The sequence below is a fragment of the Winogradskyella sp. PC-19 genome (assembly GCF_002163855.1).
Classification (GTDB): domain Bacteria; phylum Bacteroidota; class Bacteroidia; order Flavobacteriales; family Flavobacteriaceae; genus Winogradskyella.
In genome coordinates this window covers 437,940-461,928 of record NZ_CP019332.1, presented here as the reverse complement: position 1 = coordinate 461,928, position 23,989 = coordinate 437,940, and the positions used below count along the sequence as shown (strand labels likewise).

Below are 23,989 nucleotides of genomic sequence, written 5' to 3'. Positions count from 1 at the left end.
TTAATTATTGATAATAAATTGTTCGATCTCTTTTAATGAAATTTTATTTTCATATATCGCTTTGCCAACAATGACACCTTCACAGCCCATTTCTAGCAGTTTGGGAAGTTCATCGTATTTAGAAATTCCACCTGAAGCAATTAATTTAACCCCTTCTACTTCATTAAGAATACGCTTATATAATTCAAATGAAGGACCTTCAAGCATGCCGTCTTTTGAAATATCTGTGCATATCACATAAGAAACATCTTTGGCTTGGTAGTCTCTTATAAAAGGAATGACATCTAAATCACTTTCTTCTTGCCAGCCAGAAATTGCAATCTTTTCGTTATTACAATCCGCTCCAAGAATTATTTTATCAGAACCAAATTTAGAAATCCAATTTTCAAATACTTCTGGTTTTTTGACGGCTATACTTCCTCCTGTTATTTGGTGAGCACCAGACTCGAAAGCTATTTTTAAATCTTCATCTGACTTTAAACCACCTCCAAAATCTATTTTAAGGTTGGTTTTAGTAGCTATATGTTCTAAAACTTTATAGTTGATGATATGACTAGCTTTTGCACCATCTAAATCAACAACGTGTAAATATTGAATACCTGAATCCTCGAACATCTTTGCCACTTCCAAAGGATTCTCATTATACACTTTTTTGGTGTCATAATCGCCTTTCGTTAATCGTACACATTGTCCGTTAATAATATCTATTGCTGGTATTATTCTCATTTTATAAGTCTAAAAAGTTTTGTAGTAATTGTGCTCCTATCTTACTACTCTTTTCTGGATGAAACTGTACTCCAAAAAAGTTATCATTCTCTAATGCTGATGCATATTCTATTTCATAATCTGAAGTTGCTATCGACTCATCACAATCTTCTGCATAGTAACTGTGAACCAAATACATATAGTCACCTTCAGAGATATTTTTAAATAAGTCGGACTTTAGATTTTTAACCGTATTCCAGCCCATTTGCGGCACTTTTACATTGTTTGAAAAACGTTTTACATTGGTGTTGAAAATTCCTAGTCCTTTAGTATCGCCTTCTTCAGTATGGTTACACATCAATTGCATACCTAAACAAATACCTAAAACGGGTTGTTTTAATTCTGGGATTAAAGTATCTAATCCACTTTCTTTAAGCATTTTCATTGCAGAACTCGCTTCACCTACTCCAGGAAAAATAACCTTATCAGCATTAATTATTTCATCAGGGTTATTAGATAATACAGCATCATATCCCAAACGCTGAAACGCGAATTGAATACTCTTAATATTACCAGCACCGTAATTGACTATTTTTAAATCCATTACAGCATTCCTTTTGTTGATGGCAAAATCATTTTTTCAACATCTTGCTTTACAGCCATTTTAATTGCTTTTGCAAATGCTTTAAAGATTGCCTCAATTTTGTGATGTTCATTTGTGCCTTCTACTTTTACATTCAAATTACATTTGGCACCATCAGTAAAGGATTTAAAGAAATGATAAAACATTTCTGTAGGCATTTTACCAATCATTTCGCGATTAAATTCGGCTTCCCAAACTAACCAGTTACGACCACCAAAATCTATTGAAACCTGAGCTAAACAATCATCCATAGGCAAAGAGAATCCATAGCGTTCAATACCTAGTTTATTGCCAAGTGTCTTAGCAAAAACTTCACCTAATGCAATGGCTGTGTCTTCTATAGTATGATGCTCATCTACTTCTAAATCTCCATCTACTTTAATATTTAAGTCCATTTGACCATGACGAGCAATCTGGTCTAACATATGGTCAAAAAAGGCAATACCCGTATCTATTTTACTCTTTCCTGTTCCGTCAAGATTAAGGTCTATTTTAATCTTAGTTTCATTTGTATTGCGCTCTATACCGCCAACACGTTCAGTTGTTTTCAAAAATCTATATATCGCTTCCCAATCATTTGTCTCTAGAGCGATACAATCTTGTAATTCAGTATTACTTACGGTAACTTCATCAGTGCCAAGATTTGTGTTATCATTTATAAATATGCCTTTTGCGCCTAAATTTTTAGCTAATTCAACATCTGTTAATCTATCACCGATTACAAATGAATTTGCTAAATCATAATCCTCAGTAAAATACTTGGTTAACAATCCTGTATTAGGTTTGCGTGTTGGTGCATTATCTTTTGCGAATGTTCTGTCTATGAACTGTTCTTTAAATAAAATACCTTCACTTTCAAATGTCTTTAAAACAAAATTATGGACAGGCCAAAATGTGTCTTCTGGATAAACTTCAGTACCTAGACCATCTTGGTTAGTAATCATAACGATTTCAAAATTCAATTCTTTAGCAATCATACTTAAGTATTGAAATACTTTTGGATAGAATTCTAACTTTTCAAACGCATCGATTTGCTCGTCTGCTGGTTCTCGGATTAACGTACCGTCTCTATCTATGAATAATACAGGTTTCATTATAGTTGGTTTAATGTCTTAATTAATACTTTGTTTTCTGCTTCAGTTCCAATAGTAAATCTTAAGCAATTTTCACACAATGGTTGTGTCGTTCTATTTCTCACCACAATTCCTTTTTCTATTAATTGTACGTAACGATGATTAGCATCATCTACCTTTACTAAAAGAAAATTTGAGTCTGATGGATGTATTGTTTCTACAAATGATACTTTCGATAATTCATTAGCTAAAACATCACGTTGTCTTAAAATTGAGACGACTTCATTTTTTACTTCTTCTAAATCACTTAACCGTTCAATTGCTCTATCTTGAGTTAATTGATTCACATTATATGGTGGTTTAATCTTGTTTAAAATAGAGATAATAAATTCTGAAGCAAAACATAGTCCTAATCTAATACCGGCTAGTCCATAAGCCTTTGATAGTGTTTGTGTAACTATTAAATTCGGAAATTCATTTAATCGACTCACCCAACTATCACTATTAGAAAAATCTATATAGGCCTCATCAATTACAACAATACCATTAAATCCTTTTAATAATTCTTCAATTTTATGAGCACTAAAACTATTTGCTGTTGGGTTATTTGGTGAACATAAGAATAGTATTTTTGAAAATTGATTCTGAGCGTCAAGTATCTCATTAACCTTTGGCTCAAAATTAGCATCTAATAATACTTTTTGTATTTGGATAGCATTCAAATCGGCCAATACCGAATACATTCCATATGTTGGTGGCAATGTGATGACATTATCTCTATTAGGCTCACAAAAAGCTCTAAATAATAAATCTAATACTTCATCACTTCCATTACCCAACAAAATTTGAGAGGTTTTAACGCCTTTAATCTCAGCTAGTCGTTGTTTTACTTTGGACTGTTGAGGGTCAGGGTATCTGTTAACGTTAGACTGAAATGGATTTTCATTAGCATCAATAAAAACCATATTGGTAGAAGCATCTTTATACTCGTCTCGTGCAGAAGAATAGGCTTTTATTGTTTTAATATTATCTCTTAAAAGATTCTCTATATTCATGACTTTAAATCTTTTAATCTTAATGTCACGGCATTTTTGTGTGCTTGTAATCCCTCTGCTTCGGCCATAAGCTCAATAGATGGTCCAATAGCTCTAATTCCAACATCAGAAATTTTCTGAAAAGTCATACTCTTCTGAAAACTGTCAAGGTTAACACCTGAATAGGCTTTAGAAAAACCGTTAGTCGGCAATGTATGATTTGTTCCGGATGCATAATCACCAGCACTTTCAGGTGTGTAATTCCCTATAAAAACAGAGCCTGCATTACCAATGTTTTCTACAAAAAAATCATCGTTTGAAGTTGAAACGATAAAGTGCTCAGGTCCGTAAGCATCAATTAATTCTAAAGCTGTTTGAAAATTATCTACCACTATAGATTTAGAATTATTTATCGCATCAGTTGCCATCGCTTTTCGAGGTAGATTATCTAGTTGCTTGTAAACTTCAGAATCAACTTCCTCAGCAAACTTTTGCGAAGTGGTTACTAAAACTACTTGACTGTCAGAACCATGTTCGGCTTGACTCAATAAATCTGAAGCTACATACGATGCATTTGCAGATTCATCCGCCATTACTAAAAGTTCACTTGGTCCTGCAGGCATATCAATAGCAACTCCATATTTTGTTGCTAATTGTTTGGCTACTGTTACATATTGATTTCCTGGTCCAAATATTTTATAGACTTGGGGTATAGATTCTGTACCAAAAGTTAAACCAGCAACAGCTTGTATACCTCCTACTTTAATGACCTTAGTTACACCACAAAGCTGTGCCGCGTATAAAATTTCATTAGCTATTTTACCTTCTTTGTTTGGTGGCGAACACAATACTATTTCTTTGCATTCAGCGATGTTAGCAGGAACTGCCAACATTAAAACCGTTGAAAACAAAGGTGCTGTTCCTCCTGGAATATATAATCCTACTTTTTGAATAGGCCTTTTTTCTTGCCAACATTCAACACCTTCCATAGTCTCTTGAAAAACTCGTTTAGTCTTTTGAGCTGTGTGAAATTTTTCAATATTTGATTTGGCGAGTTGGATAGCATTCTTTAATTCATCAGAGATATTATTTGAAGCATCACTAATTTCAGTTGAAGAAACCAGTAATGTATCTAATGCTACTTTATCAAACTTTTCGGTATATGATTTTATAGCTTTATCGCCATTGAGTTTTACATCTTTAAAAACATTTAAGACTGTTACTTCAATATCATCTACCGTTTTGGTTGGTCTTTTAAGAATGCGTGACCAGTCTTTTCTTGATGGATTATTAATTAACTGCATTACAATACCATATTTTCAATTGGACAAACTAATATACCTTCTGCGCCATTTGCCTTAAGTTCATCTATAACATTCCAAAAATCATTCTTATTAATCACAGAGTGTAAAGAACTCCAGCCATCTTTAGCTAAAGGCAAAATTGTTGGACTGTTCATTCCAGGAAGGATATCTACTATTTTGTCTAGTTTATCATTAGGAGCATTTAGTAGTACATACTTGTTTTCTCTTCCTCTAAGAACAGATTTAAGTCTGAATTGAATCTTATCTATAATGGCTTGATTTTCTTCTGAAATTCTCGGAGAAGTAGCTAAAACTGCTTCGGATTTTAAAAGTGTTTCTATTTCTTTTAACCCATTTTTAAATAAGGTACTTCCGCTGGAAACAATGTCACAAACAGCATCTGCCAAACCTATATTTGGTGCAATTTCTACGGAGCCATTAATGATGTGAAGGTTTGCTTTTATGCCTGCTTTTTCTAAAAACTGATTTACCGTATTAGGATAGGATGTAGCAATGCGTTTTCCTTCTAAATCTTTCAATGATTTCGCCTCTGATGATTTTGGTACAGCGATTGAAACCCGACACTTAGAGAAACCTAGTCGCTCAACAATATTTAAATCGTTTCCTTTTTCTATTAAAACGTTCTCACCTATTATAGCAGCGTCTACAACACCATCTCGCAGATATTGTGGAATATCACCATTACGTAAATAAAACACTTCTAAAGGAAAGTTACGGGCAGATGCCTTTAGTTGGTCCTTACCATTATCTATAGAAATACCAATAGCCTTTAAGATTTTCATAGAGTCTTCATTAAGACGACCCGATTTTTGTACTGCAATTTTTAGTTTATTCATTTTTTAAATTTGAATAGTTTGAAAAATAGATGCATTTTATAAATAAAAAAACCCATCTGAATTTATCAAACGGGTTTTGAAATATATTTTAAATTATTCAATACATCTTCACCTCGCTTGAGCGATTATATGAAAATGATGATGTAGTTGAATAGAATTCATTTCTTTTTTCTTAAAAGCAAAGTTTCATAAAATAATTTTACAATTCCAAGCCTTTAACAAACTTTTATTGGTTCCCCAAAATTATAGGCATTCCTGAGTCGCCAGAACCGATAACAATTACTTTGCTATTAGGCGATTCAGATAGCTTCACAGTTGCTTCAATACCTTTATCTTGTAAAATTTTATCTGTTAATGAAGCGCTTAAGATTTTGTTTGCATCTGCTTTACCTTTAGCTTCGATAATTACTTTTTCAGCTTCTTTAGCAGCAGTAACTAACCTAAACTCATACTCTAATGATTCTTGTTCTTGCTTTAGTTTACGTTCAATCGCTTGTTTAATTGTTGGAGGTAATGTAACATCTCTAATTAAAACACTGTTCAATTGAATGTATTGACTTTCAACAATCTTTTTGGTTTCCATGAAAATTTCTTCTTGAATTGCATCACGCTTACTAGAGTATAATTGCTCCGGTGTATAACGACCAACTACGCTACGAGCTGCAGAACGAATTGCAGGTTGTAAAACACGATTTAAATAATTACGTCCTTTTTCTTTATGAAGTCTTGCAAGATTAACAACGTCTGGTTGATAAAGTACAGAGGCATCTAATGTAATGTCTAATCCATTTGATGATAATACAGACATTTTTTCAGGAATTTCTTGTTGTCTTACTTCATATTCGATAACACTATTCCATGGTGCTACGAAGTTAATTCCTTCGCCAAGAGGTTCTGATTCTGGGTCTACACCTCCGTTAAGTTTGTATAACACGCCAGCATAACCTGCATCGATTGTTATTACAGATTTGAAAAGTATGATAATACAAATAACTGCTGCTACTAAAATTGGTAATCCGACTTTTGGTAATTTTTCCATTTCTTTATTTTTTATATGAGTCCGTTATATTTTCTAATAAACCACTCCAAAGATAAGGCTAAAGCAATTAATACTAATAAATATTTGTAATCTATTAACGGAATTATTTCACGTTTACTTTTCTGTATAGTTGCATATCTGTTATCAGACAATAAATCTGAAATTAAAGCATCTGAATTATCTATAAAATATGATTTACCATTTGTACTTGTCGCTATACTTTGCAGTTTTGTTACATCTGCATTCAAAAACTGCTGTTCGACATCGTAAGCTAAAATTTTAAAAGAACCTGATATCGAAATAGGCTCATTATTGCTTTTGACTGTAAAATCGTAATCACCTGGTTCGATACCACTTAAATTAATTTGGTATGACGTATTTTTTAATAATAATGGTAAGCTGTTAGAAACACCAGTTTCTTTGTTTTTATGTAGTATTTGAAGATTAGCACTAGCATCAAATTCATAGTTTTTATTAAAAAACTGTGCATTGACAATAATATTTTCATTCTGATTATAAAAAGATTTATAATCTAGACTTAAGCGTCTTCGCTTTTTATTTGAACTTAAATATTGAATTAATTTACCTAAAAAATTATCAAAATCCTCAAAACTATCTGTGTCTAAAAAACACTGAGCACGCCATCTCCATATACCTTCTCCGTTTAACAAGGCATGTTTTTGATTATTTGACTCTAAGGTACTTAAAAGGGATTCACCAGTATTTAAACCATTAATTGATTTGTAAAGTAGTGTTTCTTCTGGCACCAAAAAAGACACTGAACCAAAGTCAGACTCTAAAGGTGGATAATCACTAAATGTTATCTTATCTACAATAAAAGTTCCGTAATTAGGATTTAATAGAGGCTGATAATTTTCTGTTTGATTTGTGATTTCTTGGTTAAAAAAAGATTGTTTGTTATTTATAAAATCCCAATCTGTAATTTTACCAGTAATCGTAAAAGTGTTTAGTTTCTGGTTATTAATCTTGTCATAAACAGCATTAAAGCTATTATTAGGACTAAACAATACAACTAACTGAAAATCATTATTTTGATTTTCAAAATCCTTAGGACTTAAAATTGAAACACTGCGTTGTTCGTTACTTTCTATGGCTTTTTTTAAGGCGCCCAAATCTGGGTGGAGATTTTCTGCGACTAAAGCGATATTGGTCTTTTGATCAATAACTTCTACAGCATAATTCTTGTAATTATTATCCTTGTTTTTTTCGTTATCTAATGGTACTAATTCTACTCTATAAGTTTTTACACCAACACTATTAGCTTTTAGATTAGTGTTAATAATCTCGGATGTCTTATTAGAGTCGAACTGAATTTTCTTTGAAAAGACGATACTGTTTCCTGAACGTATATTAAGATTAGCGGTAATTGCATCTACGCCAGAATAATTTGTTATAATCTCAACTGGAAATCTATTCTTTAAATACGCAAAACGATTAACATTAACTTGTCCTACTCGTAAATCAGAAAAGCTGGTTGTATCTCCAAGAATAATTGGATATACAACTTGATCACTTTTTAAGGCTGTATACTGATAATCATTACCTATAGTTTGATTACCGTCAGAAATAAAAACTAAAGGAGATATTGAATTCTTGTACAACTCATTATATTTTTCAAAGAATTCTGAGATATTGGATTGCCTGTCTTTAAAATTTAATGTATCAACTGATGATTTTGTATTCTCTCCAAAACTAAAAGTTTCTATATTAAATTTATCTCCTAAATCAGAATTTGAGACTATACTTTCGTATGCAGCTTTAGCGTTTTTATCTTGTTTTAGGTAAGTTACAGATTGTGAATTATCTATTGCTAATACCAAATTAGGCTTTTCTTCAAAATAACTTACAGCTTCAAACTTAGGATTAATTAAAAGTATAAAAACTCCAAAAATTGAGATGAATCTCAATCCAGCAAGCCATGAACTAAATTTAGATTTTTTTGACTTATAGACATACTGAAAAAGCGCTAATAAAAGCGCTATAATTGCAGAAATTGCTATAATTATTAGTGTTTGATTACTCAATATCTATTTTGCTTTGATAATATCAAATGAGTCCATAAAGCGCTTAATGTTTTTATTACCATCATTACCTATTTCACATATAACTTGAGATATATACATGATGTTCTCAACTAAATAAGCGTTCATATAAATGTAACCTTGATCTATTTGAATTTTAATTTCTCTTCCAGGATATCCATTTAGAGATATTTTTTTATCATATACCAATGTACCCTTTACATTATTAACTGCACCATTAACAGCACCGTCCAAAACTGAATTATTATATTCAGATGTTACATCTTCAAACTGATCTTTTGGGTAATCCGAACGAATGACTGAATATACTGCATTTACATCACCAAATGCAGGTGAATACATGACCATGTGCATATCTAATTCACCAACAGCTGTTGGTATTTTCTGAACTGTACGCTTTGGTTCTTTAGGATACATGGCTATAAACTCTAAATCATCAGATTTATATTTAATCCATTCTTGAGCTATAACTGTATTAGAAACAACGACAAAAGCAATTAGTAAGAGGATAGATTTTTTCATGTTTTTAGTAGTTTTGAATTATTCGTTTTTTACGTTGATTAATTCAAAAGAATCAAAAAACCGTTTTGCATCTGCATTATCATCGTTTTCTTTTTTAAATATAACTTGCGCTATATATAATTTTATACCGACTAACAGAACTTTCATTTTAATGATATATCCTTCATCGACCTCAATTTTAATTATTCTGCCATTATAACCATTGAATGTAATTTTATCATCTAGTATTAAAGTTCCTCTGGTATTATTTACAGCACCTTTAACACTGTTATTCAATACTTCATTTTGTTTTTCTTCAGATTGTAATTTGTCTGGAAAAAATGAATTTGGATATTCAGTAAATGAAGACATATATATAAGATTATCTCCATCAGCAGTCTGCAAAGTGTATGTATTCATCTTTACAACACCTTTATCTGTATCGACATCGTTATTACCTTTTTCTGGCTTATTTGGGAAATTTATGATATAAGCTGCATCAACATCTTTGACTTTATTCCAACCATTAACACCAGATATAGCTGATTTTAAATCAATTTTGTTTTGAGATATTAAGTTATAAGAACTCAATGCCAATAAAAATATTAAAAGTGTCTTTTTCATTACTTATAATTTATGTCAACATTCCTCCGTCAACATTTAAGGTCTGTCCAGTAACATAAGCACTTAAATCACTAGCTAAATATACACAAGCATTCGCAATATCTTCAGGAGTTCCTCCTCGTTTAAGAGGTATTGCATTACGCCATCCTTTTACAGTTTCTTCGTCTAATTTTGCTGTCATCTCCGTTTCGATAAATCCAGGTGCAATTACATTACTTCTTATGTTTCTTGAGCCTAACTCTAAAGCAACAGATTTAGAAAAACCAATAATACCAGCTTTAGAGGCTGCATAGTTAGTTTGGCCTGCATTTCCTTTAACACCTACAACAGAGCTCATGTTAATTATCGAACCTTTTCGTTGTTTAAGCATTGTGCGTTGCACAGCTTTAGTCATATTAAATACTGATTTTAGATTGACTTCGATGACCTTGTCAAAATCTTCTTCTCCCATACGCATTAACAAATTATCTTTTGTAATACCAGCATTATTAATTAAAATGTCAATTCCACCAAAATCTTCTAAAACGTCTTCAGCTAATTTTTGAGCTTGATCAAAGCTAGCTGCATTACTTTGGTACCCTTTTGCTTTAACACCTTTGGCGTTTAATTCTTTTTCAAGCTCATTTGCTGCTTCTACTGAAGAACTGTATGTAAATGCAACGTTTGCGCCATGTTCTGCAAAAACTTCTGCTATACCTTTTCCTATACCACGAGATGCTCCTGTGATGATTGCTGTTTTACCTTCTAATAATTTCATATGATGATTGGATAGTTGTTATGTAATATGTTGTTATTTCAAATATATAAATAACAAATTGCATGAAATAAAAAAACCTTACAAGATTTTGTAAGGTTTTTAACAGTGTTATGTATAGCTTAGCCTATTACTTCAGCTACTTTTTTTCCTATTTCAGCAGGAGAATCAACTACGTGGATTCCGCATGCTCTCATAATCTTCTTTTTTGCTTGTGCAGTATCATCACTACCTCCAACAATTGCTCCAGCATGCCCCATTGTACGACCAGCAGGTGCAGTTTCTCCAGCAATAAAACCAACAACTGGTTTTTTACTACCTGAATTTTTATACCATTCAGCAGCGTCTGCTTCTAATTGCCCTCCAATTTCGCCAATCATTACAACAGCTTCAGTCTCTGGATCATTTATTAAAAGTTCAACAGCTTCTTTAGTTGTAGTTCCAATAATTGGGTCACCACCAATTCCGATTGCAGTAGTAATACCTAAGCCTTGTTTTACAACTTGATCAGCTGCTTCATAGGTTAATGTACCTGATTTTGAAACAATACCTACTTTACCTGATTTAAAGACAAAACCTGGCATAATGCCTACTTTTGCTTCACCTGGTGTAATAACACCTGGACAATTAGGTCCTACTAAACGACAATCTCTTTCTTTTATATAATCAGCAGCTTTAATCATGTCTGCTACAGGAATACCTTCAGTAATTGTAATAATTACTTTGATACCTGCATCAGCAGCTTCCATAATAGCATCTGCGGCAAATGCAGGTGGTACAAAAATAATTGTAGTATCTGCACCTACTTTTTCAACAGCTTCAGATACCGTATTAAATACCGGCTTGTCTAAATGAGTTTGACCTCCTTTTCCAGGAGTAACACCACCAACAACGTTTGTACCATACTCTATCATCTGACCAGCATGAAATGTACCTTCACTACCTGTAAAACCTTGTACTATTATTTTCGAATCCTTATTAACTAAAACGCTCATTTATCTTTGAATTTTTATTAGGTTTAAAAACGATGCAAAAATAAGCCTTTTGATACGTTTTTACGAAATGTTATTTATAATTATTTATTAAGAATTTATTGTTTTCTCATCCGCAAGTTGACTAAGCTCGTAACAACGATAAAGTTTATCGTCTTTTACTTCCCAAAGCGCTATAAAGTGTGCTAATAAAATTTCGTCATTCGGTTGCTCGATAGTTTGCGCATAAACATGATGACGACTAGTCACATATTTATCACTTTCTAAAAGGTGTGTATGAGAAAACCTTAAGCTATCGTATGAACTCCTAACGCCTTCAAAAAACGCAACTACATCATCATATTTTAAAAGTGAAAAACCGTTACTACTATTCCAGTGTAACTCACAGTCTTTATGAAAAAAATCTGTAACTAAAGTTTCATTATTAGCAACATCCGAATTATAAAAACTTTCTAATAGTGATTTTGGTGACATTATTTTAAATTTTTTAGTTTTTCTAAAATTTCTGGAATCCTTTTTATTGAAGCAATCTCTTTGTATTTGGTTCTAAAATCTTCTGCAGGAATGCCAAAATAATGTTTTCCTCCTTCGAGTGATTTACTCACACCAGCTTTTGCAGATATTACTGTTTTTGCTCCAATAGTTATTCCGCTAGTTATACCAACTTGCCCCCATATAGTTACATCCTCTTCTATGACAACACAGCCAGCAACACCCGTATGAGAAGCAATAAGGCAGTTTTTACCAATTATAGTATCATGTCCAATCTGTATTTGATTATCTAACTTAGAACCCTCACAAATTGTTGTGTCTGCTGTAACACCTCTATCTATTGTACAAGATGCACCAATATCGACGTTATTTTCTATCACTACACGACCACTAGATTTTAATCGGTCGTAACCTTTTGGCCTTTTTTTATAATAGAATGCATTCGCACCTAAAACAGTACCTGAATGTATAATTACGTTGTCACCAATAACTGTATTATCATAAATACTAACATTTGAATTTATAATGCAGTCATTACCAATTGTAACATTATGACCAATAAAGCAGTTAGGCTGAATAATTGTGTTCTCGCCAATTGAAGCCGAATCTGATATAGAATTATCTGACTTTACAAAAGGTTTAAATGTGTCAGTCAATTTATTAAAATCTCTGAATGGGTCATCAGAGATTAATAGCGCTTTTCCTTCTGGACAATCTACCTCTTTATTTATTAAGATAATTGAAGCAGCAGAATTAAGTGCTTTATCATAGTATTTTGGATGGTCGACAAAAACAATATCGCCTGGATTTACAACATGAATTTCATTCATTCCGAAAACAGAAAAATCATCATCTCCAACATATTTGGAGTTAATGATTTCTGCAATTTCTTTTAGTTTATATACTCTCGGGAACTTCATTATTCTTTAATTCTCTCTTTGTAAGTCCCTTTTTCAGTTTCTACTTTTATTTTATCACCTTCATTGATAAATAAAGGGACATTTACCGTTGCTCCTGTTTCAACAGTTGCCGGTTTTGTAGCATTAGTTGCAGTATTACCTTTTACACCTGGCTCTGTAGCTGTGATTTCTAAAATTACGGTAGCAGGTAAATCAACTGATAAAGGCATATCGTCCTCAGTATTAATTTGAATAGTGACTACTTCGCCTTCTTTCATTAATTCAGGTTTATCTAAAGCACTCTCTGATAATTGAATTTGAGAATAATCAGCCTGATTCATAAAATGATAAAAATCGCCATCATTGTACAAAAACTGAAATTTATGCGTTTCTACTCGAACTTCTTCAATTTTATGTCCCGCAGAAAATGTGTTATCTAATACTTTTCCTGAGGTTACACTTTTTAGTTTAGTTCTAACAAAAGCTGGACCTTTACCTGGTTTTACGTGTAAAAATTCGATTATTTTATAGATATCATTATTATACTTAATACATAATCCATTGCGTATATCTGAAGTACTTGCCATATTATATTGTGTTGTTTGTCTTTAAAAGACGTTAAAATTATTATTAATTTGATTTGAAGTAACCTTTCATAATACCACGATGAGAATTCTTTATAAACTGAAGAATTTCGTCACGTTCTGAGGTAGCTTCCATTTCTGCCTCTATTATCTCTGAGGCTTGCGTATTATTGTATTGTTTTTGATATAATAAACGGTATATATCTTGAATTTCTCTTATTTTTTCTGTCGTATATCCTCGTCTTCTTAATCCTACTGAATTAATACCAACATATGACAAAGGCTCTCTTGCAGCCTTTACGTAAGGTGGAACATCTTTTCGTACCAAAGAACCACCAGTTACAAAAGCATGATTTCCTACTGATACAAATTGATGTACAGCAGTCATACCTGCTAAAATCACATAATCACCAACGGTAATATGACCAGCAAGTGTACTATTATTTGAAAAAATACAATTGTTACCTACGATACAATCATGAGCAATATGACAATAAGCCATAATTAGACAATTATTACCAATAACAGTCTTCATTCTATCAGCAGTACCACGATTAATTGTCACGCATTCGCGTATAGTAACATTGTCGCCTATTTCAACCGTTGTTTCTTCTTCATTATATTTTAGATCTTGAGGCACAGCAGATATTACTGCTCCAGGAAAAATATTACAATTTTTTCCGATGCGTGCACCTTCCATAATTGTAACGTTACTTCCAATCCAAGTACCTTCACCAATAATTACATTATTATGTATAGTTGTAAAGGGCTCTATAACCACATTCTTGGCAATCTTTGCTCCAGGATGTACGTATGCTAGTGGTTGGTTCATTTTCTTGATTTTATTTTTAATAAATAGAAAAAAATGTGTTCGCCTATCAGCTTATCTAGAAAGACTAATAATTTTAGATTAGCTCGGTTCATTTTTTAGTTGTTTTTGACTTTTGAAATTTGCGCCATCAATTCGGCTTCGGCGCAAAGCTTACCATTTGCATAGGCATAACCTTGCATATGACAAATACCTCTTCGTATTGGTGTTATTAATGCACACTTGAATATTAACGTATCACCAGGAACTACTTTTTGCTTGAATTTAACTTTATCTATCTTCATAAAGAAGGTTAGGTAATTTTCTGGATCTGGAACAGTACTTAAAACTAAAATTCCTCCAGTCTGTGCCATAGCTTCCACTATCAAAACACCTGGCATAACTGGTGCGCCAGGAAAATGTCCTTTGAAGAACTCTTCGTTCATAGTAACATTTTTCATTCCTATAACATGGTTTTCTTCAAGTTCGAAAACCTTGTCTAGTAATAGAAATGGCTGTCTATGAGGTAACATATCCATAATTTGATTTACATCCATTACAGGTGTGGCATTCAAATCTATATTAGGAACATTATTTCGTCTTTCATTCTTAATAATTTTAGACATTTTTTTGGCAAATTGTGTATTAACAAAATGACCAGGTTTATTAGCTATAACTTTACCTTTAATACGAGTACCTATTAACGCTAAATCACCAATAACATCAAGAAGTTTATGTCTTGCTGCTTCGTTTGGATGATGTAAGGTTAGGTTGTCTAAAATTCCATTTGGTTTAACTGCTATTTTATCTTTCTTAAAAGCCACTCTTAGTTTGTCCATAGTTTCAGGAGATAATTCTTTATCTACATAAACTATAGCATTATTTAAATCTCCACCTTTTATTAAACCATGCTCCAAAAGCATTTCGAGTTCATGAAGAAAACTGAATGTTCTTGAATCTGCTATTTCAGTTTTAAAATCAGATAACTTATTTAAAGTAGCATTTTGAGTTCCTAAAACTTTAGTGCCAAAATCTACCATAGTAGTAATTTGATAGCTTGTTGCTGGCATTAAGATTATTTCACTTCCACTTTCTTCATCAGAGTATGAAACAACTTCAGTAACTACATATTCTTCTCTAACAGCATCTTGTTCTACTAGGCCAGCTTTTTCAAGAGCCTCAATAAAGAATTTTGAAGAACCGTCCATTATCGGTGGTTCAGAAGCATCTAATTGTATAACAGCGTTATCTATATCTAAACCAACTAATGCAGCTAAAACATGCTCACATGTTTGAATAGTTACACCATTTTTTTCCATACAAGTACCACGCTGGGTATTTGTTACGTAGTTAGCATCTGCTTCAATTTTAGGATTGCCTTCTAAATCAACACGCTCAAAAATAAAACCAGTATTTGGAGCTCCAGATTTAAAAACTAGTTTGACATTAGCTCCTGTATGAAGTCCTACACCTTCAAGGCTTACTTCATTTTCAATAGTTTTTTGTTTGACTTGAGTTTTAACTATTGCCATCTATCTTTTTTTCTAAATCGTTTATTGTTTTTACTATTTTAGGTAGGTTTTTGAAATAAACATATGATTTATTCCAATCTGAATATCCAAAAGATGGAGAGCCTTGTAAAACCTCATTATCCTTTATATTTCTTCCTATGCCAGATTGCGCTTGTACTCTAACACCATTACCTATTGTCAAATGCCCTGCAACACCTACTTGTCCTCCGATTTGGCAATTTTCCCCAATTTTAGTAGAGCCAGCAATTCCTGTTTGTGCTGCTATCACTGTATTTTTTCCTATCTCTACATTATGAGCAATCTGTATTTGATTATCTAGCTTTACACCTTTACGGATAATTGTAGAACCTAAAGTTGCTCTATCAATCGTAGTTCCTGCTCCAATATCTACATTGTCTTCAATAATAACATTACCAATCTGTGGGACTTTAGAATACTCACCATTTTCATCTGGTGCGAAACCAAAACCATCAGCACCAATTATTGCTCCAGAATTAATTACACAGTTATTACCTATAACACATTCAGAATATATCTTTCCTCCAGAGAATACAATTGAATTATCTCCAATTACAACATTATCTCCAATATAAGAATTTGGAAAAATCTTTACATTATTACCTATTTTGACGTTATCTCCAACATAAGAAAATGCACCAACATAAATATTATCTCCAACTTTTGCAGAATCAGAAATGAATGAAGGATTTTCAACTCCAGATTTATTAAGTTTTATCTGATTGTAATATTCTAAAAGTTTTGTAAATGCTTTGTACGCATCATTAACCTTAATTAAGGTTGTAGATAATTCTTCTTCTGCCTCAAAATCACTATTAACAATAGTAATTGATGCAGCGGTCGAATATATATATGGTTTGTATTTTGGATTTGCTAAAAAGGTTAAAGACCCTTTTGTACCTTCTTCTATTTTAGATAAGGTAGACACTTCAACATTAGAGTCTCCAATTACTGTTCCTTCTAAAATTCCTGCTATCTGTTCTGCTGTAAATTTCAACTGTTTTGTTTAAGCTATTGGTTGGTCAGACAAAAATAGAAAAAATGTCTTACAATTTGTTTTTAGGATAACAGATATAATATTTAGTTATAGGTTTACTCAAAGCTTTAAGGTTTAATTGGTCTGACGCCTTAATTATATCCTTTACTTTTCCGTTCTTAAACAAAATATTTATCTGTTCTTTTGATGTTTTATAAGCTTGATTTGTAATTTTTCCGCTAAAAACAAAATAATTAACTTCAGTTTCTGATATATTATATCCTTCGATAAGTGCTTCTTTGTGTGATTTTAAAATAGATTTTTCTATAGGCTTATTTTTTAACTTTACACTCAATAAATCTCTATTAATTATAATGTCACATAAGTTTTTGAGCACAAAGTCGTCATGATATTGCCAAGCTTTCATTGCTGAAACAATATCATAATCATCCAATCTAGAAAAAATCTCTAAATTTTCATCATCAAAATTAGACGTATCAATATCATTTTGAAGGAAATGAGCTAATGGTAAGCTAGCTTGTAGATTAACTCCAGACTTAGTTAACTCTTTTGCTCGTTTTAAAACACGTGTTAGCAATTGCTCTGCCACTAAGCTAGTTTTATGTAAATACACTTGCCAATACATGAATCGACGGGCAATTAAGAATTTTTCGATGCTATAAATACCTTTTTCTTCTATTACCAATTGGTCGTCAACAACATTGAGCATTGTTATCAGTCGTTCGCTATTTATGTTTCCTTCTGCAACACCTGTATAAAAACTATCACGCTTTAAATAATCTGCGCGATCCATATCTAATTGACTAGAAATTAGCTGACACATAAACTGTCTTTTGTAATTTCCTTTGAATATTTCTATCGCTAAGGTTAAACTTCCGTTAAAGTCAGCATTCAGTTTCTTCATAAAAGCCAATGAAATTTCTTCATGAGAAATACCACTGACGATACTATGTTCCATAGCATGCGAGAATGGACCATGACCGATATCATGCAATAAAATCGCAACTTGAAGTGCAGTTTCTTCGTCTTTTGAAATGGCAACTCCCTTAAAACGAAGTACATTGACTGCTTTTTGCATCAAATACATACTTCCTAGTGCATGATGAAAACGCGTATGATGCGCGCCAGAATATACCAAATACGACATACCCATTTGGGAAATTCGTCTTAAGCGTTGAAAGTATTTATGCTCTATCAAATCAAAAACTAGCGTGTTTGGGATTGTAATAAAACCGTAAATTGGGTCGTTAAATATTTTAAGTTTGTTATTTGGCAAACGTCAGAAATTAATTAATCAAAAAACAAATATACATGAACACTATAAATATTCTTTGGGTAGACGATGAAATCGACTTATTAAAGCCGCATATTCTCTTTTTGGAACAAAAAGATTATGCTGTAACAAAGTGCCAAAGTGGAACTGAAGCTCTTGAAATTGTTACTGACACTAACTTTGATATTGTTTTCTTAGATGAAAATATGCCTGGTCTAACTGGACTTGAAACTTTAAATGAATTAAAAGAGCGTAGACCAAATCTTCCTGTAGTTATGATTACCAAAAGTGAAGAAGAGTATATTATGGAAGAGGCTATTGGTAATAAAATTGCTGATTACTTAATTAAACCAGTAAATCCTAATCAAATTTTATTGAGTTTAAAAAAGAATTTAGACCATTCTCGCTTAGTTTCTGAAAAAACAACATCTAATTATCAGCAAGAATTTAGAAAAATAGCTATGGATTTGTCGATGGTTAATTCTTATGAAGAATGGGCAGATTTATATCAAAAATTAATTTACTGGGAATTAGAGCTTGAAGATATCGAAGACGTTGGTATGACCCAGATTTTAGAATCTCAAAAAAATGAAGCCAACACTCAGTTTGGTAAGTTTATAGAAAAAAATTATACAGATTGGTTTCAACCTTGTGCGGATGCACCATTAATGTCTCATAATCTTTTTAAAGAAAAAGTCGTACCAGAGTTAAGTGACAAACAACCAACGCTTCTTGTGGTTATTGACAATCTAAGATATGATCAATGGCGTGCTTTTGAGCCAACGGTCAATAATTACTATAAAAAAGCATCTGAAAGTTCTTTTTATAGCATATTACCAACGGCAACACAGTATGCTCGTAATGCTATTTTTTCTGGTTTAATGCCTAGTGATATGGAAAAACTATTTCCGCAATATTGGAAAAACGATACTGACGAAGGTGGAAAGAATATGCATGAAGAAGATTTTTTACGAGAGCAATTAAAGCGGTTAGGCTTATCACATATCAGTTATTCATACAGTAAGATTACCAATCTAAAAGCTGGTAAAAAATTAGTTGACAACTTCAAAAGTCTTAAAGATAATGACCTTAACGTAGTTGTATATAATTTTGTTGATATGCTGTCACATTCTAAAACCGAAATGGAAGTTGTAAAAGAATTAGCTTCAAATGATAAAGCATATCGCTCGTTAACAAAAAGTTGGTTTAAAAACTCTCCTCTTTTAGAGATGATACAATTATCTCAACAGCTAGGTTTTAAATTAATATTGACTACAGATCATGGCACTATTAATGTTTCTGCCCCAACCAAGGTTATTGGAGATAGAGATACAAGTCTAAATTTACGTTACAAAACGGGACGCAGCTTAACTTACCAAGAGAAAGATGTTTTGGCAATTAAAGACCCAAAGTCAATTCATCTACCATCTATTACCATGAGTAGCTCCTTTATTTTTGCAAAAAACGACTTGTTTTTAGCTTACCCTAATAATTTTAATCATTATGTCAATTATTATAGAAACACATACCAACATGGTGGTGTGTCATTAGAAGAAATGATAATTCCCTTCATAGTTTTAGACCCGAAATAAATCTATGTAAAGCACAAAAATCCGATGAAATACACTTTTTTCTAGGTTTTTTAGATTTTTATCTTTAATATTGCGATGTTTATAAAGATGAAAACTGAGCAATTTACATATACGTTAAATGATATAGATAGTATAGCTGCTAGACTAGCAGAGCAATTTGATGCTAAGACTATTCTATTTAACGGCGAAATGGGTGCTGGCAAAACAACTCTTATAAAAGCTATGGTAAAAGCTATGGGAAGTATAGATGTAGTTACTAGTCCAACCTTTTCAATAGTTAATGAATATCTAACACTAAATGATGCTATTTATCATTTTGATTTTTATCGTATAGAAAATATTGATGAAGCTTATAATTTTGGTATTGAAGATTATTTTAATTCAAATCATTGGCTATTTATCGAATGGTCTGAGCGTATTGCTTCGCTTCTTCCGAAAGAAATTTGTATTGTCGATATTTCAATTGACACTGAAACAACAAGAACCCTCAAATTAACTACAAATAGTAATAACTTAACCGAAAACAATGCGCAGAAGCAGTTAACATAACAAATATTATCACAAACAAAATAGTATAGCTATTACGGTTTTTCCGTAATTAAAACTTTAAAATTCATCAGACTTTAACAGTCATTGGTTTTAATACATTATCAACTACATCTAAATTTGTAGTAATTAATTAATTAAATCCCTTGAATTATGAAAAGTAAAAAATTAATCCTAGCTATCGCAATTTTTGGTGGTATGTTGTTTACTGCAGAAGCAACAAATATCATTGACTTAAATGGACAAGCTAAAACAGAAATCCAAAAGAAAAAAAGAAAACTCGTTCCAAACGGGTAAAAATTCATTAAGTAGAAGTGCTATTATAGGTTCGTTACTAGCAACTATAATTTGTATTTCTCCTTTTATTTATTCTTTACATGAAAGTGTCCCTAATACGCAAGTATGGGATACTTTTTTGTTTACATATCAAAGTGGTTTTTGGGAAGACGCCCAATATGCTATGTGGGTTTTTACTGGAAAAGCACTTCCATTACTTTTTTTAATAATATGGTTTTTTACATGCCGTCATTGGTGGTATCATGCATTATTGGTTCCAATTGTTATGTATGCTTTTCAAATAGTTCAAACTTACAGTGCTGAAGCTACAAGAATTGATGAAAATCAAATAAGAACTCTACTTCCAATACTAGTGGTAATTGTGCCTTCAATATATCTTATTAGAGCAAAAATATTTAATAAAATAAATTATACTGACAAGTCTATGGAAGAACTAGAGGCAGAATTCATGATAAAACCAAAGACACTTTGGGGTAAGATTAAGCAGTATTTTTAGAGTAAATACTTCAAAGTTTTATTTTTATTTGTAATTTGAGTTATCAAACCAATTAATCACTCAATGAGCAAGCCACTTTCGCCATTTACTAAAGCACAATTACTTCCTCAGGAAGAAACTCTGGAGATTTATAAGAAAAAAAGCGAATTATTTATTGGTATTCCTAAAGAAACTTCATTTCAAGAAAAGCGCGTTTGTCTAACTCCTGATGCGGTTTCTGCATTGACTGCAAATGGTCATCGTGTTATGATTGAGTCCGGAGCAGGAAAAGGTGCTAATTTTAAAGATAAAAATTATAGTGATGCTGGCGCAGAAGTCACTAATGATAATGCAAAAGTCTTCTCCTGTCCTATTTTGCTAAAAGTAGAACCTGCGTCGATTGATGAAATTAAACTTATCAATCCTCAAACCATAATCATTTCTGCATTACAACTAAAAACACAGTCGAAAGACTATTTCAAAGCCTTAGCCGAAAAGCGTATCACTGCATTTGCCTTTGAGTTTATAAAAGACGAAGATGGTGCCTATCCAGCTGTACGTTCATTAAGCGAAATTGCGGGTACTGCATCTGTTCTTATTGCTTCTGAATTATTATCAAATGTTAATGGCGGTAATGGATTAATGATGGGTAATATTAATGGTGTGCCACCAACTGAAATCGTTATTCTTGGTGCTGGTACTGTCGGAGAGTTTGCAGCACGTTCGGCATTAGGACTTGGAGCTAATATTAAGGTTTTTGATAACTCTATAACTAAACTTCGCTGTTTACAAGCAAATCTTAGTCAACGTGTCTACACGTCTACAATGCAACCTAAAAATGTTTTAAAAGCATTAAAACGTTGTGATGTTGCAATTGGTGCTGTAAGAGGCAATAATCGTTCTCCGATTATTGTAACACAAACAATGGTAGATAATATGAAACCTGGAGCTGTTGTAATTGATGTAAGTATTGATATGGGTGGTTGTTTTGAAACTAGTGAAGTCACTACACACGACAAACCAACTTTTGATTACAATGGCGTAACGCATTATTGTGTTCCTAATATTCCTGCAAGATATAGCAGAACCGCTTCAGTTTCAATCAGTAACATTTTTACACCTTATTTATTAGAAGTTGGTGAAAATGGTGGTGTAGAAAATACTCTGAGATTTGATAGTGGATTACGAAATGGGTTGTACTTTTACCACGGTATATTGACCAATAAATCTATTGCCGAATGGTTTGGTTTAGATTATAATGATGCCAATTTGTTGATTTTTTAATCATTAATATAATATGAAGTTTATACATCGTCTAGGCTATTATCTTGGAGGCTTTTCAATAGGAATAATTATCCTTATGTTTTTTTTAAATGGAAAAGATGCTTCTTGTGATTATGGTCCAAATGCAAGGACAGTAAAGAATATCACCATAAAGAAATTTCAATATTCTGAAGATGTTTTAGAAACAATTACATCCAATAATATCGACACATCAAGTGTTAGGCAACTTATAAAATATGGCAGCGTTGACTTTTCAGAAAGCGATACTAAATCCAAAGACTGCAAGACGTATAAAATCGAAAACACTTTTAAGGAACGAGATGTTGTTTTAAGAGTACAAAACTGCAGTTTAGTTGCTACTATTCTTAATTTTAAAATTCAGAATTAAATCTTTCTGCGCTTTCGCTCGGTCTTTATTAATTCTAGTTCTCTATTGGTTTGTCCAGCAACAGACGTATTTTCTTCAGCGCGTCTAATCAAGTAAGGCATCACATCTTTTACAGGACCGAATGGTAAATATTTGGCAACATTATAACCTTGCTCAGCTAAATTGTAACTGATATGATCACTCATCCCATAAAGCTGTCCAAACCAAATAGTATTATCTGACTTATTTATGTTTAACTCAGTCATTAAATCCATAGCTAAATAGCAACTGTCCTCATTATGGGTACCAATAAAAACGGAGATGTCTTTATTATTTTGAAGAATATATCTTAATCCAGAGTCGAAATTTAAATCAGTCACATCTTTAGACTCACAAATTGGAGATTTGTAACCTAATTCTCCTGCCCTATCACGTTCTTTTTCCATATATGCACCACGTACAATTTTCATCCCAATTTTAAAATTCTCTGTTTTAGCACGTTGATGTAATGCTTTTAAGTAATCCAATCTATCCCAACGATAAAGCTGTAATGTATTGTATACAATTGCCTTTTCAGTATTAAACTCTCGCATCATATCTTCAACTAAATCATCAGCAGCAGTCTGCATCCAACTTTCTTCACCGTCAATTAAAACTTCCACGTCTTTTTCTTTTGCAAGGCTACATACTTTAAGAAAACGATTAACTATTCTATCCCATTCTTCATTTTCTTCAGGTGAAAACTGAATGCCCTCAGATTTTTTTTCATACAAGTAAAAACGTCCAAAAGCAGTGGGTTTAAAAACAACGATTGGCATAGCTTCTCGCTCATCACAAAAGTTTACAATTTTTAAAATCTTTTCTAAAGCATCATCAAACTGATTTTCTGATGCTTTACCTTCGACCGAATAATCTAATACAGAGCTCACGCCTTTAGTAAACATATTATCAATTGCAGGCAAACAATCTTCTTCATTAACACCACCACAAAAATGGTCAAAAACTGTAGAGCGAATTAAGCCTTCGACTGGCAAACTTGCATTAAGCGCAAACTTAGTAACTGCTGTACCTATTCGAACCAGTGGTTCTTTTGAAATCATTTTAAATAAAAAATAAGCACGCTCTAATTGAGAATCCGTTTTAAGTGCAAAAGCAGTTTTAGTATTATTAAAAAGAGATTTATCAGTCATTTATTATTCGATTTGTGACAAAAATAAATATAACATTTCTTATTTT

The 23,989-nt window shown here is 32.3% G+C and carries 26 protein-coding genes; 6 read left to right on the top strand and 20 right to left on the bottom strand.

The genetic code is table 11. The features are described 5' to 3' along the window. From hisA to BTO05_RS02075, 19 genes are all read right to left on the bottom strand, one after another. Positions 1 to 726 (bottom strand): 1-(5-phosphoribosyl)-5-[(5-phosphoribosylamino)methylideneamino]imidazole-4-carboxamide isomerase, encoded by a 726-nt coding sequence (gene hisA, locus BTO05_RS02165; RefSeq protein ID WP_087491083.1) that lies wholly within the window; start codon positions 724 to 726, stop codon positions 1 to 3. 1 nt (position 727) lies between these two features. After that, the gene (hisH, locus tag BTO05_RS02160) at positions 728 to 1,309 is read right to left on the bottom strand and encodes an imidazole glycerol phosphate synthase subunit HisH (protein ID WP_087491082.1); all 582 of its coding nucleotides are present in this window, start codon (positions 1,307 to 1,309) and stop codon (positions 728 to 730) included. Then, a complete protein-coding gene (hisB, locus tag BTO05_RS02155; protein ID WP_087491081.1) occupies positions 1,309 to 2,442 on the bottom strand; it encodes a bifunctional histidinol-phosphatase/imidazoleglycerol-phosphate dehydratase HisB in 1,134 nt (377 codons plus the stop codon). Before hisB ends, hisH begins: the two co-directional genes overlap by 1 nt. Beyond that, the gene (gene hisC / locus BTO05_RS02150) at positions 2,442 to 3,476 is read right to left on the bottom strand and encodes a histidinol-phosphate transaminase (RefSeq protein WP_087491080.1); all 1,035 of its coding nucleotides are present in this window, start codon (positions 3,474 to 3,476) and stop codon (positions 2,442 to 2,444) included. The genes hisB and hisC overlap by 1 nt, the downstream gene beginning before the upstream one ends. After that, a complete protein-coding gene (hisD, locus tag BTO05_RS02145; protein WP_087491079.1) occupies positions 3,473 to 4,759 on the bottom strand; it encodes a histidinol dehydrogenase in 1,287 nt (428 codons plus the stop codon). The genes hisC and hisD overlap by 4 nt, the downstream gene beginning before the upstream one ends. Beyond that, entirely contained in the window at positions 4,759 to 5,616 is an 858-nt protein-coding gene (gene hisG, locus BTO05_RS02140) for an ATP phosphoribosyltransferase (protein ID WP_087491078.1), read from the bottom strand. Before hisG ends, hisD begins: the two co-directional genes overlap by 1 nt. 226 nt (positions 5,617 to 5,842) lie before the next feature. Continuing rightward, positions 5,843 to 6,655, bottom strand: a complete 813-nt coding sequence (locus BTO05_RS02135) for a prohibitin family protein (protein ID WP_087491077.1) — start codon at positions 6,653 to 6,655, stop codon at positions 5,843 to 5,845. A gap of 11 nt (positions 6,656 to 6,666) precedes the next feature. Next, the gene (locus tag BTO05_RS02130) at positions 6,667 to 8,700 is read right to left on the bottom strand and encodes a hypothetical protein (protein ID WP_087491076.1); all 2,034 of its coding nucleotides are present in this window, start codon (positions 8,698 to 8,700) and stop codon (positions 6,667 to 6,669) included. Between the two features lie 3 nt (positions 8,701 to 8,703). Next, positions 8,704 to 9,240, bottom strand: a complete 537-nt coding sequence (locus BTO05_RS02125; RefSeq protein ID WP_087491075.1) for a hypothetical protein — start codon at positions 9,238 to 9,240, stop codon at positions 8,704 to 8,706. 18 nt (positions 9,241 to 9,258) lie between these two features. Beyond that, entirely contained in the window at positions 9,259 to 9,843 is a 585-nt protein-coding gene (locus tag BTO05_RS02120; protein ID WP_087491074.1) for a hypothetical protein, read from the bottom strand. Positions 9,844 to 9,853: 10 nt separating this feature from the next. Continuing rightward, positions 9,854 to 10,600, bottom strand: coding sequence for a 3-oxoacyl-[acyl-carrier-protein] reductase (fabG, locus tag BTO05_RS02115; protein ID WP_087491073.1), 747 nt, complete (start codon positions 10,598 to 10,600; stop codon positions 9,854 to 9,856). Between the two features lie 119 nt (positions 10,601 to 10,719). Further along, positions 10,720 to 11,592: a succinate--CoA ligase subunit alpha gene (gene sucD, locus BTO05_RS02110; RefSeq protein ID WP_087491072.1), complete on the bottom strand. Its 873-nt coding sequence runs from the start codon at positions 11,590 to 11,592 to the stop codon at positions 10,720 to 10,722. 87 nt (positions 11,593 to 11,679) lie between these two features. After that, complete coding sequence (locus BTO05_RS02105; RefSeq protein WP_087491071.1) at positions 11,680 to 12,063, bottom strand: nuclear transport factor 2 family protein; 384 nt, start codon at positions 12,061 to 12,063, stop codon at positions 11,680 to 11,682. Beyond that, entirely contained in the window at positions 12,063 to 13,001 is a 939-nt protein-coding gene (locus BTO05_RS02100) for a UDP-3-O-(3-hydroxymyristoyl)glucosamine N-acyltransferase (RefSeq protein ID WP_087491070.1), read from the bottom strand. Before BTO05_RS02100 ends, BTO05_RS02105 begins: the two co-directional genes overlap by 1 nt. Further along, a complete protein-coding gene (gene efp / locus BTO05_RS02095; protein WP_087491069.1) occupies positions 13,001 to 13,567 on the bottom strand; it encodes an elongation factor P in 567 nt (188 codons plus the stop codon). The genes BTO05_RS02100 and efp overlap by 1 nt, the downstream gene beginning before the upstream one ends. 43 nt (positions 13,568 to 13,610) lie before the next feature. After that, positions 13,611 to 14,396: an acyl-ACP--UDP-N-acetylglucosamine O-acyltransferase gene (gene lpxA / locus BTO05_RS02090; protein ID WP_087491068.1), complete on the bottom strand. Its 786-nt coding sequence runs from the start codon at positions 14,394 to 14,396 to the stop codon at positions 13,611 to 13,613. A gap of 95 nt (positions 14,397 to 14,491) precedes the next feature. Further along, the gene (locus tag BTO05_RS02085) at positions 14,492 to 15,904 is read right to left on the bottom strand and encodes a bifunctional UDP-3-O-[3-hydroxymyristoyl] N-acetylglucosamine deacetylase/3-hydroxyacyl-ACP dehydratase (protein WP_087491067.1); all 1,413 of its coding nucleotides are present in this window, start codon (positions 15,902 to 15,904) and stop codon (positions 14,492 to 14,494) included. Beyond that, on the bottom strand, positions 15,891 to 16,919 hold the full coding sequence (gene lpxD, locus BTO05_RS02080) for a UDP-3-O-(3-hydroxymyristoyl)glucosamine N-acyltransferase (protein ID WP_087491066.1): 1,029 nt from the start codon (positions 16,917 to 16,919) through the stop codon (positions 15,891 to 15,893). Before lpxD ends, BTO05_RS02085 begins: the two co-directional genes overlap by 14 nt. 49 nt (positions 16,920 to 16,968) lie before the next feature. Then, positions 16,969 to 18,195, bottom strand: a complete 1,227-nt coding sequence (locus BTO05_RS02075) for an HD domain-containing protein (RefSeq protein ID WP_087491065.1) — start codon at positions 18,193 to 18,195, stop codon at positions 16,969 to 16,971. Positions 18,196 to 18,230: 35 nt separating this feature from the next. On the opposite strand from BTO05_RS02075, the gene BTO05_RS02070 reads away from it, so the two are divergent. The 6 genes from BTO05_RS02070 to BTO05_RS02050 all read left to right on the top strand — a co-directional run bounded on the left by BTO05_RS02070 (position 18,231) and on the right by BTO05_RS02050 (position 22,774). Continuing rightward, positions 18,231 to 19,784, top strand: coding sequence for a bifunctional response regulator/alkaline phosphatase family protein (locus BTO05_RS02070; protein ID WP_087491064.1), 1,554 nt, complete (start codon positions 18,231 to 18,233; stop codon positions 19,782 to 19,784). 87 nt (positions 19,785 to 19,871) lie between these two features. Then, positions 19,872 to 20,333, top strand: a complete 462-nt coding sequence (gene tsaE, locus BTO05_RS02065; RefSeq protein ID WP_087491063.1) for a tRNA (adenosine(37)-N6)-threonylcarbamoyltransferase complex ATPase subunit type 1 TsaE — start codon at positions 19,872 to 19,874, stop codon at positions 20,331 to 20,333. A 150-nt stretch (positions 20,334 to 20,483) separates the two neighbouring features. Then, entirely contained in the window at positions 20,484 to 20,627 is a 144-nt protein-coding gene (locus BTO05_RS14075; RefSeq protein WP_198295251.1) for a hypothetical protein, read from the top strand. Next, on the top strand, positions 20,569 to 21,123 hold the full coding sequence (locus tag BTO05_RS02060) for a hypothetical protein (protein WP_198295250.1): 555 nt from the start codon (positions 20,569 to 20,571) through the stop codon (positions 21,121 to 21,123). Before BTO05_RS14075 ends, BTO05_RS02060 begins: the two co-directional genes overlap by 59 nt. A gap of 63 nt (positions 21,124 to 21,186) precedes the next feature. Next, positions 21,187 to 22,386, top strand: a complete 1,200-nt coding sequence (locus BTO05_RS02055) for an alanine dehydrogenase (RefSeq protein ID WP_087491062.1) — start codon at positions 21,187 to 21,189, stop codon at positions 22,384 to 22,386. 13 nt (positions 22,387 to 22,399) lie between these two features. Continuing rightward, the gene (locus tag BTO05_RS02050) at positions 22,400 to 22,774 is read left to right on the top strand and encodes a hypothetical protein (RefSeq protein WP_087491061.1); all 375 of its coding nucleotides are present in this window, start codon (positions 22,400 to 22,402) and stop codon (positions 22,772 to 22,774) included. On the opposite strand, the gene BTO05_RS02045 is transcribed toward BTO05_RS02050, so the two are convergent. Next, complete coding sequence (locus tag BTO05_RS02045; protein WP_087491060.1) at positions 22,771 to 23,943, bottom strand: proline dehydrogenase family protein; 1,173 nt, start codon at positions 23,941 to 23,943, stop codon at positions 22,771 to 22,773. The genes BTO05_RS02050 and BTO05_RS02045 overlap by 4 nt on opposite strands. Positions 23,944 to 23,989 lie beyond the last annotated feature (46 nt).